This is a genomic window from Streptomyces thermovulgaris (genome assembly GCF_002155915.1).
Lineage (GTDB): Bacteria > Actinomycetota > Actinomycetes > Streptomycetales > Streptomycetaceae > Streptomyces > Streptomyces thermovulgaris.
Genome location: NZ_MUME01000027.1, coordinates 16,881 through 32,494 on the forward strand (window position 1 = coordinate 16,881; position 15,614 = coordinate 32,494).

At 71.1% G+C, this 15,614-nt stretch carries 17 protein-coding genes; 10 read left to right on the forward strand and 7 right to left on the reverse strand.

Going from position 1 to position 15,614, the window contains the following annotated elements; genetic code table 11:
- Positions 1-168 precede the first annotated feature (168 nt).
- The gene (gene mce, locus CCN35_RS03400; protein ID WP_067397850.1) at positions 169-609 is read right to left on the reverse strand and encodes a methylmalonyl-CoA epimerase; all 441 of its coding nucleotides are present in this window, start codon (positions 607-609) and stop codon (positions 169-171) included.
- A gap of 148 nt (positions 610-757) precedes the next feature.
- On the opposite strand from mce, the gene CCN35_RS03405 reads away from it, so the two are divergent.
- Together CCN35_RS03405 and meaB are read left to right on the forward strand one after the other, a co-directional pair.
- Positions 758-1,975, forward strand: coding sequence for an acetyl-CoA C-acetyltransferase (locus tag CCN35_RS03405; protein ID WP_169721328.1), 1,218 nt, complete (start codon positions 758-760; stop codon positions 1,973-1,975).
- Positions 1,976-2,072: 97 nt separating this feature from the next.
- A complete protein-coding gene (gene meaB / locus CCN35_RS03410) occupies positions 2,073-3,029 on the forward strand; it encodes a methylmalonyl Co-A mutase-associated GTPase MeaB (protein WP_067397849.1) in 957 nt (318 codons plus the stop codon).
- Between the two features lie 159 nt (positions 3,030-3,188).
- Here the strand turns inward: meaB and CCN35_RS03415 are convergent, their stop codons facing one another.
- From CCN35_RS03415 to CCN35_RS03430, 4 genes are all read right to left on the reverse strand, one after another.
- The gene (locus tag CCN35_RS03415) at positions 3,189-3,665 is read right to left on the reverse strand and encodes a MarR family winged helix-turn-helix transcriptional regulator (RefSeq protein WP_067397848.1); all 477 of its coding nucleotides are present in this window, start codon (positions 3,663-3,665) and stop codon (positions 3,189-3,191) included.
- 93 nt (positions 3,666-3,758) lie between these two features.
- The gene (locus tag CCN35_RS03420; protein ID WP_067397847.1) at positions 3,759-4,562 is read right to left on the reverse strand and encodes an AIM24 family protein; all 804 of its coding nucleotides are present in this window, start codon (positions 4,560-4,562) and stop codon (positions 3,759-3,761) included.
- Positions 4,559-5,209, reverse strand: coding sequence for an AIM24 family protein (locus CCN35_RS03425; RefSeq protein WP_067397846.1), 651 nt, complete (start codon positions 5,207-5,209; stop codon positions 4,559-4,561). The genes CCN35_RS03420 and CCN35_RS03425 overlap by 4 nt, the downstream gene beginning before the upstream one ends.
- A 1-nt stretch (position 5,210) precedes the next feature.
- Complete coding sequence (locus CCN35_RS03430; protein WP_067397845.1) at positions 5,211-5,843, reverse strand: AIM24 family protein; 633 nt, start codon at positions 5,841-5,843, stop codon at positions 5,211-5,213.
- A 215-nt stretch (positions 5,844-6,058) separates the two neighbouring features.
- On the opposite strand from CCN35_RS03430, the gene CCN35_RS03435 reads away from it, so the two are divergent.
- Positions 6,059-6,403 carry a DUF3817 domain-containing protein gene (locus CCN35_RS03435; RefSeq protein ID WP_067397844.1) on the forward strand — a complete coding sequence of 115 codons (345 nt, stop codon included), beginning with the start codon at positions 6,059-6,061 and terminating at the stop codon, positions 6,401-6,403.
- Positions 6,400-6,726, forward strand: coding sequence for an MTH1187 family thiamine-binding protein (locus CCN35_RS03440; protein WP_067397843.1), 327 nt, complete (start codon positions 6,400-6,402; stop codon positions 6,724-6,726). The genes CCN35_RS03435 and CCN35_RS03440 overlap by 4 nt, the downstream gene beginning before the upstream one ends.
- Before the next feature lie 220 nt (positions 6,727-6,946).
- Here CCN35_RS03440 and CCN35_RS03445 read toward each other — a convergent pair whose 3' ends face one another.
- Entirely contained in the window at positions 6,947-7,927 is a 981-nt protein-coding gene (locus tag CCN35_RS03445) for an ArsR/SmtB family transcription factor (RefSeq protein WP_086791458.1), read from the reverse strand.
- 82 nt (positions 7,928-8,009) lie between these two features.
- On the opposite strand from CCN35_RS03445, the gene CCN35_RS03450 reads away from it, so the two are divergent.
- The 4 genes from CCN35_RS03450 (at position 8,010) to icmA (ending at position 12,051) form a co-directional block, all read left to right on the forward strand.
- Positions 8,010-9,272: an MFS transporter gene (locus tag CCN35_RS03450; protein WP_067397869.1), complete on the forward strand. Its 1,263-nt coding sequence runs from the start codon at positions 8,010-8,012 to the stop codon at positions 9,270-9,272.
- A gap of 11 nt (positions 9,273-9,283) precedes the next feature.
- Complete coding sequence (locus tag CCN35_RS03455; RefSeq protein WP_067397841.1) at positions 9,284-9,793, forward strand: MarR family winged helix-turn-helix transcriptional regulator; 510 nt, start codon at positions 9,284-9,286, stop codon at positions 9,791-9,793.
- Between the two features lie 128 nt (positions 9,794-9,921).
- A complete protein-coding gene (locus CCN35_RS03460) occupies positions 9,922-10,263 on the forward strand; it encodes a DUF3817 domain-containing protein (protein WP_086791462.1) in 342 nt (113 codons plus the stop codon).
- Positions 10,264-10,350: 87 nt separating this feature from the next.
- Complete coding sequence (icmA, locus tag CCN35_RS03465) at positions 10,351-12,051, forward strand: coenzyme B12-dependent isobutyryl-CoA mutase large subunit (RefSeq protein WP_067397839.1); 1,701 nt, start codon at positions 10,351-10,353, stop codon at positions 12,049-12,051.
- 240 nt (positions 12,052-12,291) lie between these two features.
- Here the strand turns inward: icmA and CCN35_RS03470 are convergent, their stop codons facing one another.
- Positions 12,292-12,990 (reverse strand): TetR/AcrR family transcriptional regulator, encoded by a 699-nt coding sequence (locus CCN35_RS03470; protein WP_086791469.1) that lies wholly within the window; start codon positions 12,988-12,990, stop codon positions 12,292-12,294.
- A gap of 279 nt (positions 12,991-13,269) precedes the next feature.
- Between CCN35_RS03470 and CCN35_RS03475 the strand changes: the two genes are divergently transcribed.
- Both CCN35_RS03475 and CCN35_RS03485 read left to right on the forward strand, forming a co-directional pair.
- Positions 13,270-14,241, forward strand: coding sequence for a tetratricopeptide repeat protein (locus tag CCN35_RS03475; RefSeq protein ID WP_067397837.1), 972 nt, complete (start codon positions 13,270-13,272; stop codon positions 14,239-14,241).
- A gap of 676 nt (positions 14,242-14,917) precedes the next feature.
- Entirely contained in the window at positions 14,918-15,547 is a 630-nt protein-coding gene (locus tag CCN35_RS03485) for a DUF6230 family protein (protein ID WP_067397836.1), read from the forward strand.
- The last annotated feature ends 67 nt before the right edge of the window (positions 15,548-15,614 follow it).

Genomic DNA, 15,614 nt, shown 5'->3' on the forward strand with positions numbered 1-15,614 from the left:
AAGAGCTCCGTCCATCCGCCGAACGGGGCCCCCGGGGAATGGTGTCAGATCAACGGCGGAGCGTGCGCTGCTGCCCCGGCGTTCGTCCCCCGAAACCGGACCCCGGAAAGCGGTCGCATCGCAGTGGACACGACCGCTCCCAACCCTACCGGCCCTTTTGTACGTGGGTCAGTGCCGATCCGACTCAACAGGCGCCGAAGTGACCAGTTCTGTCAGCACGCCATGACAGTCCTTGGGGTGCAGGAAGGTGATCCGTGACCCCATGGAACCGCGTCGCGGCTCGTCGTACAGAACGCGTACGCCCTTGCCGCGGATCTCGGCGGCGTCCGCGTCGACGTCCGCCGTGCCGAAGGCGATGTGGTGCACCCCCTCGCCGTTCTTCGCAAGCCACTTGGCGACGGGGGAGTCCTCGCGGATGGGCTCGAGGAGCTGGAGGTAGGACGAGCCGCCGTCGGAGGTATCGTTGATCTTGAGCATGGCCTCGCGCACGCCCTGCTCCTCGTTGACCTCGGTGTGGAACACCTCGAAGCCGTAGGTGGCCCGGTAGAACTCGACGGTGGCGTCGAGGTCGTGACAGGCGATCCCGATGTGGTCGATTCGCGTCAGCATGGGTTCAGTGCAACGCGCATCGGATGGTTACGCAACGTGCGCGCGATCACACTCACCGCCGGATGACGGGGTGCACGACCCCTCAGTACATTCGAGGTAAACCCTCGTTCACTCCTCGGCTGTCCAGCCGGTAAGGGGATCGCAGCTCATGTCTTCTGGAACCTCAGGAACGTCCGGAACGAACAGCTCGGTGATCGTCGCGGGCGCCCGTACGCCCATGGGACGACTGCTCGGCTCGCTCAAGTCCTTCTCGGCCGCCGACCTCGGCGGCATCGCGATCAAGGCCGCCCTCGACCGTGCGGGGATCGGGGGCGACCAGGTGCAGTACGTCATCATGGGCCAGGTGCTCCAGGCCGGGGCGGGGCAGATCCCGGCGCGCCAGGCCGCGGTCAAGGCCGGCATCCCGATGAACGTCCCGGCGCTCACCGTCAACAAGGTCTGCCTCTCCGGTCTGGACGCCATCGCCCTGGCCGACCAGCTGATCCGCGCGGGTGAATTCGACGTGATCGTCGCCGGCGGCCAGGAGTCCATGACCAACGCCCCCCATCTGCTCCCCAAGTCCCGCGAGGGGTACAAGTACGGCGCCGTCCAGGTGCTGGACGCCATGGCCCACGACGGCCTGACCGACTCCTTCGAGGGCATCGCCATGGGCGAGTCCACGGAGAAGCACAACGCCCGTCTGGGCATCGGCCGCGCCGAGCAGGACGAGATCGCCGCCCTGTCCCACCAGCGCGCCGCCGCCGCGCAGAAGAACGGCGTCTTCGAGGCCGAGATCACCCCGGTGGAGATCCCGCAGCGCAAGGGCGACCCGGTGCTGTTCACCCAGGACGAGGGCGTCCGCGGCGACACCACCGTGGAGACGCTGGCCAAGCTGCGCCCGGCCTTCGCCAAGGACGGCACGATCACGGCCGGCTCCTCCTCGCAGATCTCGGACGGCGCGGCGGCCGTGGTGGTGATGAGCAAGGCCAAGGCGCAGGAGCTGGGCCTGGAGTGGATCGCCGAGATCGGCGCCCACGGCAATGTGGCCGGCCCGGACAACTCCCTGCACTCCCAGCCCTCCAACGCGATCCGGCACGCGCTGAAGAAGGAGGGCCTGGAGGTCTCCGACCTCGACCTCATCGAGATCAACGAGGCGTTCGCCGCGGTCGCCGTGCAGTCAATGAAGGACCTCGGCGTGTCCACGGAAAAGGTGAACGTGAACGGCGGCGCCATCGCCCTGGGTCACCCGATCGGGATGTCCGGCGCCCGTATCGTCCTGCACCTGGCCCTGGAACTGAAGCGGCGCGGCGGCGGCATCGGCGCGGCCGCGCTGTGCGGTGGCGGCGGCCAGGGCGACGCGCTGATCGTCCGGGTGCCGAAGGCGTGACGGACCCCGACGGCGCCAACCCCCTTCCCGACCGACCCCTCTCGTACGACCCCCTCGTACGCGGACGGCGTACGAGGATCACGTGAACGGAGCTGTGATGCAGGACGTCTCCTCTCTGGTGGCCCAGGCGAGGGAGGGCCGGCCGAGGGCCGTGGCCCGGCTGATCTCCTTGGTGGAGGGGGCGTCCCCGCAGTTGCGGGAGGTGATGCGGACGCTCGCTCCGCTCACCGGCAACGCCTACGTGGTCGGCCTCACCGGCTCCCCGGGCGTGGGCAAGTCGACGTCCACCTCGGCGCTGGTGACGGCGTACCGCAAGCAGGGCAAGCGGGTCGGCGTGCTGGCCGTCGACCCGTCCTCGCCCTTCTCCGGCGGGGCCCTGCTCGGCGACCGCGTCCGCATGTCGGAGCACGCCTCCGACCCGGGCGTCTACATCCGCTCCATGGCCTCCCGCGGCCACCTGGGAGGTCTCGCCTGGGCCACTCCGCAGGCGATCCGCGTGCTGGACGCGGCGGGCTGCGACGTGATCCTGGTGGAGACGGTCGGTGTGGGCCAGTCGGAGGTGGAGATCGCCTCCCAGGCGGACACCTCGGTCGTCCTGCTGGCCCCGGGCATGGGCGACGGCATCCAGGCGGCCAAGGCCGGCATTCTCGAGATCGGCGACGTCTTCGTCGTCAACAAGGCCGACCGTGAGGGCGCGGACGCCACCGCCCGGGAGCTGAACCACATGCTGGGCCTCGGCGAGGCCCGCGCCCCCGGCGACTGGCGTCCGCCCATCGTCAAGACGGTGGCCTCCCGCGCCGAGGGCGTCGAGGAGGTCGTGGAGGCCCTGGAGAAGCACCGCGCCTGGATGGAGGAGCGCGGTGTCCTGGCGGAGCGGCGCCGGGCCCGTGCCGCCCGCGAGGTGGAGACGATCGCGGTCACGGCCCTGCGGGAGCGCATCGGCGACCTGCACGGCGACCGCCGTCTGACCGCTCTCGCGGAGAGGATCGTGGCGGGGGAGCTGGACCCGTACACCGCGGCGGACGAGCTGGTGGCGGGTCTGACCAGGGAGTAGGACCCGGCAGGCGCACGGGAGGCCGGCGGCATCCGGCTCATCGGGCGGATGCCGGGCGCACGGAAAGGCGACAGGCGGGGCTCTTGAAAGAGCCCCGCCTGTCGCTTCGTGCGGCGGCACCGGCGCCGGGACGGCGCGCTCATCCCGGCAGGCCGGGTGTCACGGACGTCCCCTCTGGTCCCGCAGGTGCTGGGCGACCGGCTTCAGCGCCTTGTCCAGCTCCAGCAGCACCTCGGGGTCCAGCAGGTCGATGAAGTGCCTCCGCACGGACGCCACATGGTGCGGCGCTACCTTCTGCATGGTCTCCATGCCGTGCTCGGTGAGGACCGCGTACAGTCCCCGGCGGTCGGACTCGCAGTTCTCACGGCGCACCAGATTCGCGTTCTCCATCCGGGTGATCTGGTGCGAGAGGCGGCTCTTGGACTGGAGGGTGGCGGCCGCGAGGTCGCTCATCCGCATGCGCAGGTCCTCCGACTCGGAGAGATTCACCAGGATCTCGTAGTCGTTCAGCGTCAGGCCGAACGGCTGGAGGTCCTTCTCGAGCTGGTACGTCAACAGCCTGTTGACCTCCAGGTGGGTGCGCCAGGCGCACTGCTCCGCATCGGTCAGCCAGCGGGTGGCCGTCTCGGTCTCCATGAATGAAGTCTACCTAAGAAGTTGAAAAACGAACTAGTCAGGGTGGTGTGACGGGTGTGCACACGTTCGAGGTCACACTCCGCAGACTACCGCTCACAGCCCGAAGCGGCGCCGGAGTCCTTCCACCTGTCCGGGAAGGCTCGGTGCACCGGATGGGTGTCCGCCGGTTCCGGCCGGGCCTCCGGCACCGGGCACTCCGGGGGCGTCCGGGAGCACTCCCGCGGCCTGCTCGGGCATGAGGGTCTCGCTCGACTGCAGCAGCACGGTGCCGGCCCCCGTGAACTCGAACTGGTGCTCCTCGCCGGAGACCGGCCCGAGGCCCGTCATCGCACGTAGACCGCCCCATACGCCGGTCAGATAGCCATGGTCGTAGTGGTGGCACGGAGAGGGGCAGTCGGCCCATCCGACGAGGGCCTGCGGATCCACCCGGATGGGGGGTTCCATGAACACCACCGGCCCGTTGGAGGCGGCCACGAACCTTCCGGTTCCGATGAGCGTCAGAAAGCCCGGCACGATCGACTGTTTGAGCGCAAGAGTTGGCTGAAAAGCGAGCAGATTGCCGGAGCGAATGGTCAGATTGCCGTCGTCCAGATCGAAGGAGTTGACATCGAAGGCCCGGTCGGCGAGCAGCATCCGCCCCGAACCCTCGGCCACCACCCAGTCGCTCGCGTGCAGAGGCGAATGAAAGGCGGTGCGGACCAGACGGTCCAGCCGGCCGTGCCCGATGCCGTTGAACTCGATCGCCCCGTAGTAGGCGATCATCTTCCCCTTCTGCAGGAACCACTGGTTCCCCTTGAGCTCCACGCAGAAGGTGTACGGGTTCACGTTGTCGTCGGCCGGCAGGGTCGCCGGGTCGTGGACCACGGGCCCGGCGCCGGGTGTTCCGTACGCGCTCACAGCTTCTCCTCCGACGCCTGGACGTAGACCGTTCCGCTGCCGCTCAGCTCCAGCTGGAAGCCCTCCCCCGAGCCGCGCCCCACCAGCTCGCGCCAGCCCAGCGCGGTGGACAGCCGGTTGCGGACGTCGCCGTGGTGGGCGACATAGGCCTGCGGGTCGACATGGACCGGACGCTGCGGGGTGATCGGCAGCTCGAAGACGCCGCCGTGCGCCATCACGGCCACCGAGCCGTGCCCCCTCAGCGTGGTCGTGAACAGCCCCTGGCCCGTCACCTGGCCGCGCACCAGGCCCATGACCCCGCCCTGCGAGCCCATGAACATCGTCCCCTGCTCCAGGGTGCCCTCGAAGGCGAGCAGCCGGTCCGCCTCCACGTACAGCGTGTCGCCCGTCAGGGTGATCACGTGCACATGGTGGCCGCCGTGCCCGAAGAGGACCGTGCCGTTGCCCTCCACGGTCATCAGCGGGGCCGCCTCGCCCGCCACCCGGCGTCCGATCATCGACATCAGACCGCCCTGGCCGCCCTGGAGGTTGGGGGTGAAGGTGACGTCGCCCCGGTAGGCGAGCATCGCCCCGCGCTGGCTGAACAGCCGCTGCCCCGGCACGACCGTCGCCTCGACCATCATGGAGTTGATCTCACGGAACGCCATCTCACACATCCCCCGCGATCGTGTTCCGCTCGCTCGGCTGGACGTAGACCAGCCCGTCCCCCTCGAACCGGATCTGCACGGCCTCCCCGCCGCCCTCCCCGACGAGGGTGCGGAAGGTCGCACCGGACTGGAAGGTCTGCCGCACGTTCCCCTGGTGCGCGACGTACGCGCCCGGGTCGACGATCAGCGGGTACTGCGGACTCACCCGGAGCACCACCGCCGGCCCGTCCGACAGGATCGCCGCCTGCCCGTGGCCCTCGACCGTGGTGGTGAACAGCCCGTGCCCCTGCGAGGCGCCGCGCAGGCCGGTGAACGTGGTTCCCGTCCTCAGCCCGGCCTCCGTCGCGAGCAGGTTGCCCGCCTCGACGTACAGCGTGTCCCCGGACAGCCGCACCAGGTTGATCTCCGACGCCCGGTCGGCGAACCAGCAGGTCCCGTGGCCGCGCACCTCCATCACGGTCATCTGCTCCCCGGTGAGCCGCCGGGTCACCATGCCGCGCAGCCCCTCGCCGCCCCCGGTCAGTCTCTTGAAGGACATCTGCCCGTCGTACGCGACCATCGACCCGTTCTTCGCCCTCACGGCGTCCCCGGTCATGTCGACGGCGAGCACCTTGCTGCCTTGAAGTCGGAACATCGCCACGCAGCGACGGTAACGGCGCGGAGGGAGGGCGGACAGGGCCCGGAGGAGGAGAACGTCCCCGATCGCACCCGTACGACGTCCCCGATCGCACCCGTACGGGTCTGCCACGGCCACCCCCCGGCCGCCCCCGCCGGACGGTTTGCCACAATGGGCGGAGCTTGTGCTCGCATTCACAAGCCCTGTCGGACGTCTCCCTCTGAAGGTGACCTGTGGACATCAAGACCGCCACCGCCCTCCGCCGCCTCCGTCTGGTCTCCGGCCCCGAGGCGGTCTCCTTCCTCGTGCTGCTGGTCTGCTCGGTCCTGAAGCGGACCACGGACTTCAACGCGGTGCCCGTGATGGGCGCGATCCACGGCGTCCTGGTCATCCTGTACGTGATCTTCTGGGCCGACGCGTGGAACCGGGCGAAGTGGTCGTTCAAGACCGCCGCCCTCTACCTCGTCCTCTCGGTCCTGCCGGCCGGCGGCTTCTTCGCCGAACGCCGGCTCAAGAGGGAGGCCGAGGACGCGGTGATCGCCTCCCGCGCCCGTCGTGAGGGGATCGTGAACGCATGATCGTCGCCTTCTCCGTGACGCCGCTGGGCGTCGGCGAGGACGTGGGGGAGTACGTCGCCGAGGCGGTCCGGGTGGTGCGCGCCTCGGGCCTGCCCCATCGCACCGACGCGATGTTCACTTCCGTCGAAGGCGAGTGGGACGAGGTCATGGACGTCGTCAAGCGCGCCGTGGCCGCGGTGGAGGCACGCGCTCCGCGCGTCTCCCTGGTCCTCAAGGCGGACATCCGCCCCGGGGTGACGGACGGCCTCACGTCCAAGGTGGAGACGGTCGAGAGGTACCTCGCCCGGCAAGGGGAGCAGCAGGAGGACCGGCAAGAGGGCTGACGGGAGGACCACCGGGGGACCGGGCGTCCGGCGCCCCTGCGCGGCGGCCCGGACGAGGAGCGGCCGTCCGGCACGGCCGCCCGTGGTCCCGCCGAGGCTCCGCGGCCCGTGTGCGCGGCAGCGGCGGGGGCACACCCGCGTGCGGCGGGCCCCGGACGCGCCCCCCGGCCCCGGTCCCCGTCGGCGGCCCCGGCCCGCCCGCAGGCCGCGGGCGTCCGGCTCAGCCCCCGGAGGCCAGGGCCATCCCCAGCGGGGTCCGCTCGTAGAGCACCTGGTGCCCGTACCGCCGGGACGTCAGCAGCCCCGCGTCCCGCAGCACCGTCAGATGCGCCGACACCGAGGACGGCGCCAGCCCCAGCCGATGGGCCAGGGTCGTGGTCGTCGCCGGGTCCGTCAGCGCGCACAGCACCGCCGCCCGTCCCCGCCCCAGCAGCCGTGCCAGGGCCTCCCCGGCGTCGGACCCCCGCTCGGCCCACAGACCGCCCAGCCCCCGCGCGGGATACACCAGCACCGGCTGCCACGGCGGCTCGAACCCGCTGACCACGTCCGGCCAGCAGAACGCGCTGGGCATCAGCACCAGCCCCCGCCCGTCCAGCCTCCGTTCGTACTCCCCCGCCCAGTCCACCGTCAGGGTCCGCCCGTTCCACGACAGCCGCCGGTCCAGCTCCGGCAGCAGCGCCCCGAGCCCCACCTCCGCCAGCCGCCGCGAGTGGAAGGCGACGTCCGCCTCCAGCAGCGCCCGCAGCCGCGGCCACTCCGGCTCGACCAGGGCGTGCCACGCCGTCTCCAGCGCATCGGCCAGCCTGTGCACCGCACGTTCCGGATCGGCGAGCAGCGCCCGCCCCCGCGAGGACTCCCGGGCCCCCGGCGTGGCGGCGAGCGCACGCGCCAGGTCCTCGCGGGCCACCGCGGGATCGGTGGCGCGCATCGCGGCGATCTCCTCCTCGAACGTGGTCGCAGGCCCGGTCCGCTGCGGCCCGAACAGGTCCGGGGTGTGCCCGCGCCGGGGCATGAGCAGCCACAGCAGGCTCAGGTCCAGCTCGTGCGCGGCCTTCCGGATGCGCCGCAGCCAGGGCGTGTGATACCCGTGCCGGTCCGGCCGCCGCAGGGTCCGCACCGCCTCCTGGGTCTCCCACAGCGGCGACACCGCGAACCGGCACCGCATGAGGTCCTCGTCCCCGAAGTACAGCCGAAACGGCATGTCACCCGCCCCCGTGCCACGAAGATTCGGCAGACGGCGAAACTCTATGCCGCCCGCCCCGTCCGCCCGCACGCTGCCGCCCATGCAGCAGGCACCCGCATCCGCCCCGACCCCGCCGGTACCGTCAACCGGCTACACCCGTCTCTTCGCCGTACCCGAGTTCCGCGCCGTCTTCGCCGCCCACGCCCTGTCCCTCCTCGGCGTGGTCGTCGGCGAGATCGCCCTGTCGGTCCTGGTCTACGGCCTCACCGGCTCGCCCCTGATGAGCGCCCTCACCTTCGCGCTGGGCTTTCTGCCCCATGCCGTCGGCGGCACCCTCCTGGCCGGGGTGGCCGACCGCTTCCCGGCCCGCCGGGTGCTCGTGGTCTGCGACCTGGTGTGCGCGGCCTGCGCCGCGCTCATGGCCGTGCCGGCGGTCCCCGTCGGCGCGCTGCTCGCGCTGCGCTGCGTCCCCGCCGTGGTCTCCCCCGTCTTCCAGGGCACGCGCATGGCCACCCTCGCCGACGTCCTGGGCGACGGCGACCTGTTCGTCCTCGGCCGCTCCCTGCTGCGCATCGTCGCGCAGAGCGCCCTTCTCGCCGGCTACGGACTCGGCGGTCTGCTGCTCACCGCGGTCGCCCCCCGGCACGCCCTGCTGATCACCTCCGGCGCTTTTCTCGCCTCGGCCGCCCTGCTCCGCTTCGGCACCCGGCGCCGCCCCGCACGGGCCGGCCGGGCGGGCGCCCTGACGGGCGACTCGCTCAGGGGCGCCCGTCAGGTGCTCGCCGACCGCCGTGTGCGAGTGCTGCTCCTGCTGTTCTGGGTGCCGCCGATGTTCGTGGTCGTCCCCGAGGCGCTGGCGGCCCCGTACGCCGACGCGCTCGGCGCCGGCTCCACCGGCCTCGGCCTGCTGATGTGCGCGCTGCCCGTCGGCGCGATCGCGGGCGAACTGTACGCGGGCTCCCGGCTGCGGCCCGCCGTGCGCGAGCGGATCGCCCTGCCCCTGGTCTGTCTCATGCTGCTGCCGTATCTCGGCTACGCTCTGCACCCGAACCTCCCCGTCTCCCTCCTCCTGCTGCTGCTCTCGGGCGCCGGGGCGGCCTACACGCTGGGTCTGGACCAGTGGTTCGTGCGGGCCGTGCCCCAGGAGCTGCGCGGCCGGGCGATGACCCTGCTCACCGCCGGACTCATGACGGTCCAGGGAGTGGGCATGGCGCTGGCCGGGGCGGCGGCGGAATTCGCGGGGGTGACGGCCACGGTCACCGGGGCCGGTGCACTGGGGACCGCCTGCTGCGCCGCCCTCGCCGTGGCCGCCCGCCGGACCGAGGAGCGAGACGGGGCTGACCGGAATATGACCGACAGGTAGGGTCTGGTGACGTGCCGAAGCCCCTCAGTCTTCCCTTCGACCCCATCGCCCGTGCCGACGAGCTCTGGAAGCAGCGCTGGGGAAACGTGCCCTCCATGGCCGCGATCACCTCGATCATGCGGGCCCACCAGATCCTGCTGGCCGAGGTCGACGCGGTGGTCAAGCCGTACGGACTGACGTTCGCGCGTTACGAGGCCCTGGTACTGCTCACCTTCTCCAAGGCCGGCGAGCTGCCGATGTCCAAGATCGGCGAGCGGCTCATGGTGCACCCCACGTCCGTGACGAACACCGTGGACCGTCTGGTCAGGTCCGGTCTGGTGGCCAAGCGCCCCAACCCCAACGACGGGCGCGGCACGCTCGCCGTCATCACCGACAAGGGCCGTGAGGTGGTCGAGGCGGCCACCCGCGACCTGATGGCGATGGACTTCGGGCTCGGGGTCTACGACGCCGAGGAGTGCGGGGAGATCTTCGCGATGCTGCGCCCGCTGCGCGTCGCCGCCGGAGATTTCCGGGACGAGTAGGGTTTTCGCAGGTCAGCACGCTGCTCCCGCCGAAGCGGAGGGGGTGCGAAGGCCGCGGCCGGGGCCGTGCCCGCCGGTGGCCGTGCCCTGCCGGAGCCGGGAGTTTCGGGGCGGTTACGCTCGTACCCATGAAACGAAGCGTGCTGACCCGCTACCGCGTCCTGGCCTACGTCACCGGCGTGCTGCTGGTCCTGCTGACCCTCGGCATGATCGCCAAGTATGTGCTCCACCTCGACGGCGCGGTGGACTTCACGCGCGTGGTGAGCATCGCGCACGGCTGGCTGTACGTCATCTACCTCGTCTTCGCCTTCGACCTGGGCTCCAAGGCGAAGTGGCCGGTCGGCAAGCAGCTGTGGGTACTGCTGGCGGGCACCGTTCCCACGGCCGCCTTCTTCGTCGAACGCAGGATCACTCGCGAGCTCGAGGGCAAGTTCACGCAGAACGAGGCCCCCGCGGCCGCCAAGGCGTAGCCGGACCGCCCCGCGGACACCTGCGAGAACGTCCGTACGGCGGTCTTGCCATCGACATTTACTAGGACGTCCTAGTAAATTCGAGGTATGGACGCTGACGCCATAGAGGAGGGCCGCCGCCGCTGGCAGGCCCGTTACGACGCCGCGCGCAAGCGCGAGGCGGACTTCACCACGCTCTCCGGTGACCCCGTGGAGCCGGTGTACGGACCCCGACCCGGGGACACATACGAGGGCTTCGAGCGGATCGGCTGGCCCGGGGAGTACCCCTTCACCCGCGGGCTGTACCCGACCGGCTACCGAGGGCGCACCTGGACGATCCGGCAGTTCGCCGGCTTCGGCAACGCCGAGCAGACCAACGAGCGCTACAAGATGATCCTCGGCAATGGCGGAGGCGGTCTCTCGGTCGCCTTCGACATGCCGACGCTCATGGGGCGCGACTCCGACGACCCGCGCTCGCTGGGCGAGGTCGGCCACTGCGGGGTGGCGATCGACTCGGCGGCCGACATGGAAGTGCTGTTCCGGGACATCCCGCTCGGCGAGATCACCACCTCCATGACGATCAGCGGGCCGGCCATTCCCATCTTCTGCATGTACCTGGTCGCCGCCGAGCGTCAGGGCGTGGACACGTCCGTCCTCAACGGCACGCTCCAGACGGACATCTTCAAGGAGTACATCGCCCAGAAGGAGTGGCTCTTCCAGCCCGAGCCGCATCTGCGCCTCATCGGCGACCTGATGGAGTACTGCGCCGCCAACATCCCGGCCTACAAGCCGCTGTCGGTCTCCGGCTACCACATCCGCGAAGCGGGGGCGACGGCCGCGCAGGAGCTGGCGTACACGCTGGCGGACGGCTTCGGGTACGTCGAGCTGGGGCTGAGCCGGGGCCTGGACATCGACGTCTTCGCGCCCGGTCTGTCCTTCTTCTTCGACGCGCACATCGACTTCTTCGAGGAGATCGCCAAGTTCCGTGCGGCGCGCCGGATCTGGGCGCGGTGGATGCGCGACGTGTACGGCGCGAAGACCGAGAAGGCGCAGTGGCTGCGCTTCCACACGCAGACCGCGGGGGTCTCGCTGACCGCCCAGCAGCCGTACAACAACGTCGTGCGCACGGCCGTGGAGGCGCTCGCGGCGGTGCTCGGCGGCACCAACTCGCTGCACACCAACGCCCTCGACGAGACCCTCGCACTGCCCAGTGAGCAGGCCGCGGAGATCGCGCTGCGCACGCAGCAGGTGCTGATGGAGGAGACGGGCGTCGCCAATGTCGCCGACCCGCTGGGCGGTTCGTGGTACGTCGAGCAGCTGACGGACCGGATCGAGGCGGACGCGGAGAAGATCTTCGAGCAGATCAAGGAACGGGGGCTGCGGGCGCACCCCGACGGGCAGCACCCGATCGGACCGATGACGTCCGGGATCCTGCGGGGGATCGAGGACGGATGGTTCACCGGGGAGATCGCGGAGTCGGCGTTCCGGTACCAGCAGGCGCTGGAGAAGGGCGACAAGAAGGTCGTCGGCGTGAACGTCCACACCGGGTCGGTGACCGGGGACCTGGAGATCCTGCGGGTGAGCCACGAGGTGGAGCGGGAGCAGGTCCGGCTGCTGGGCGAGCGCAAGCGCAAGCGCGACGACGCGGCGGTGCGCTCGGCGCTGGACGGCATGCTGGCGGCCGCGCGCTCCGGCGAGAACATGATCGAGCCGATCCTCGAGGCGGTGCGCGTCGAGGCGACGCTGGGGGAGATCTGCGGCGCACTGCGCGACGAGTGGGGCGTGTACACGGAGCCCGCGGGGTTCTGAGACAGGGACGCCGGGGCCGGGACGGCGCGGGGTCTCCCGCCCGCCGTCCCGGCCCTTTTCGTGTCTTCCTGTTCTCCTCCTGTGTCCTCCGGGTCTTCCGGGGCTTTCCGCGCCCTCGGGATTCCTCGGGGGCTTCGCCCGCCGCGGCGCGGGACAGACCGTGGCCCTCGGGCCCCTGCCCGTCCCGCGGGGGCTGCGGGGGTGCGGGGGTGTGCTCCCCGCGGTCCCGCCGGGGAGGGCTCAGTCCCCGGAATCCCCCTCGGCCCGGGCGGTCCCGCCCTCACGCCCTCCCGGATTCCTCGGGAGGGGAGAGGGCTCTGGCGGTCCGCCGGACCGCAACCCCGTCAGAAGGACCCGGGTGAAGTGCCGTACCCACGCCTCGTCCGCCGGTTCCGCGCTGACGAGGGTGCGGTGGACCACCGTGCCCGCCACCATGTCGAAGATCAGGTCGGCCGTGCGGGCGGCTTCCTCCGGGTCCGGTTCCCAGGGGAGTTCGCCGCGGGACTGGGCGCGGGCGCGGCCCTCCAGGACCAGTCGTTTCTGCCGGTCCACGATGGAGGCGCGAATGCGGTTCCGCAGGGCCTCGTCGCGGGTGGCCTCGGCTATCACCGCCATCAGGCCGCTCTGGGCCTCCGGCCGGGCCAGGATCCGGGCGAACTGCAGCACCACGCCCTCGAGGTCGGCGGCGAGGCTGCCCCGGTCGGGGAGGCGGAGCTCGTCGAAGAGCCCGGCGACGGCGTCGACGACGAGTTCGCTCTTGCCCGCCCAGCGGCGGTACAGCGTCGTCTTGGCGACCCCCGCCCGGGTGGCCACGTCCCCCAGGGTGAGCTTGGACCAGCCCAGCTCGACCAGGGCCGCCCGGGTGGCGGCCAGGATCGCTGCGTCCGCGGCGGCGCTGCGCGGACGGCCGGCGCGGACGGACCGGGTGCGGCTCTGCATGTCATGACCCTAACCGGGGCCGACTGGCCGATCCCGTGCGGTCGTGAGGGAGATCACCGGGGCACGGTTTCCCGGGGCCGCCCGATGCCATTACGCTACGAGTCGTAGCGAAAGCGCGGACACAAGCCCGCGCCCGAGCGACGACCACACGCACAACAACACGCACACCGCACGCGCGAACGACCACGCGCGGGGGCTGCCAGGCGCCAGGTGGGGACCGGCGCCCGGCCGCACATCACTGTTTTCACATGCGCGCGCCGAACGGGGGAGGATAGACGCATGCAGCCACGGAACATGTCCATGAGCGGAGTCGTCGACCTCGCCGCGGTGAAGGCGGCCCAGGAGGCGAAGGCGAAGGCGGAGCAGGCGCGCGCGCAAGCAGCCAGGGAGGGCGGCGCGGGGGCGGTCTCCCCGGCCGATCTCGTCGTCGACGTCACTGAGGCCACGTTCGAGCGCGACGTTCTCCAGCGCTCCGCCCAGGTGCCCGTCGTCATCGACTTCTGGGCCGAGTGGTGCCAGCCCTGCAAGCAGCTGAGCCCGGTCCTGGAGCGGCTGGCGACCGAGTACAACGGGCGCTTCCTGCTCGCCAAGATCGATGTCGACGCCAACCAGCTGCTGATGCAGCAGTTCGGGGTCCAGGGGATCCCCGCGGTCTTCGCGGTGGTCGCGGGCCAGGTCCTGCCCCTGTTCCAGGGGGCTGCGCCCGAGGCGCAGATCCGGCGGACGCTGGACCAGCTGGTCCAGGTCGCCCAGCAGCGTTTCGGACTGACCGGCCTGACCGTCGACCCGAATGCCGAACCGGGCGCCGAGGCGGCCTCGAAGACCCCGACCGGCCCGTACGCCTCGCTGCTGAGCGCGGCCGTGCAGGCCCTGGAGGCCGGGGACCTGGGCGGCGCCATCCAGGCGTACAAGAACGTCCTGGCCGACGACCCGGCCCACCCGGAGGCCAAGCGGGGCCTCGCCCGGGCGGAGCTGCTCCAGCGGGTGCGGAGCATGGACCCGCAGAAGGTGCGCCAGGAGGCGGCCGACAAGCCGGCCGATGTGCAGGCGCAGATCGCCGCCGCCGACCTGGACCTGGCGGGCGGCCATGTCGAGGACGCGTTCGGGCGGCTCGTCGAGACCGTGCAGCGCACCGCCGGCGAGGACCGGGACGCGGCACGGCTGAGGCTGCTGGAGCTCTTCGAGGTCGTCGGGCCCGAGGACCCGAGGGTGACGGCGGCGCGCCGGGCGCTGGCGCGCGCGCTGTTCTGAACCGGGATCCGGTCCGCACCGGATCCCGTGCGCCGGCCGGGCCCCGTGTACCGGCCGGACGGCACACACCGGGGCGTTCGATGCCCCGGTGACAGAAGTGGCCGAGGACGCTCCCATGCGGCCGCGCTTTACCAAAACTTGGTAATCGCGGCCGCTGTTACTGGGAGTAACTCGGAAGCGTTGTTCCGCTCTCATCTGTCCGGGCATCAGTGCTTTTGTTCCGCCTTGGACGGCAACCGAGCGTCGCCGTTCGGGACCGAGAGACCGGGTCCCGGTAATCCGACCGTTACTAGCCAGTAACGAACCCCCTTGTGCGGGCGGCGAGAATGCACCACGATCGGCGACGCTCGGTCCATTCCCGTACCCCGGCAGCCGGTCGGGGGACGGAGTGTCTGGGTCCCCACCGAGCAGGGCCGGCGGCAGTGGTGCCGGCCCTTGGACAGGGGGGTCTTCGCTCAATGGCGAAGCCTGTCCGCAAGGTTGTGCGTGATGCGTGTCAGGCGCGACCAGTGGTTGTCGCTCGGGGGTGAACGCCGGTGATTCGGGCGCGATGCGCGTCACTGAGCGCGGGCGCTCTCCTTCCCGAGGGCGTAGCACTTCTCCCATCCCTGCCCGGCCGGACCGCCGACCGGCGGTGAGCCGTCGTCAGGAGATGTACGTCCGAGAAGGAGGAACTATGGAGTCCCAAGTGCGTGGCGGGACCAGATGGAAGCGGTTCGCTGTGGTCATGGTGCCCAGCGTGGCCGCGACGGCGGCGATAGGCGTGGCCCTGGCGCAGGGTGCTCTCGCCGCGTCGTTCAGCGTGTCGGGCCAGTCGTTCAAGGTGACGGCCGAGAAGCTCGTCGGCAGCGGGTTCTCCCAGTACGGGGCGATCGACTCGGGCAAGAGCCTGGAGGGCAAGGACGAGCACCACCCGGTCGCGGTCTCGGCCTTCAAGAAGGCCACGATCAACAACCTGTGCCAGTCGGTCGTCACGCCCACGCCCTTCGGCAATGTGAGCCTGCTTCTGAGGGCGGGCGGCGGTTCCAAGCCGGTCGAGGCCAGCAACCTCTACATCGACGTCGCTGACCTCAGCGCCGACGCGACCTTCAACAACATCGACATCGGTGTGGCGGCCAAGGACGCCAGCAAGGGTCCGGGCATGAAGGGCGGCAGCGAGCAGGCCAACCCCTTCGGTTTCGCCCAGCAGGCCGACTCGGCCACGCTGACCGACGTGAAGCAGACGGCGTGGGCGACCACCGCCGGAACCTTCAAGCTCAGCGGCCTGAAGATGTCGCTGGCCACGGGCACCAAGGAGTGCTACTAGGCACTCGGTGACGGGCGGGGGAGCCGGTGGCGCCCCCGCCCGTCCCGCCCTTTGCCCACTGCTTCAC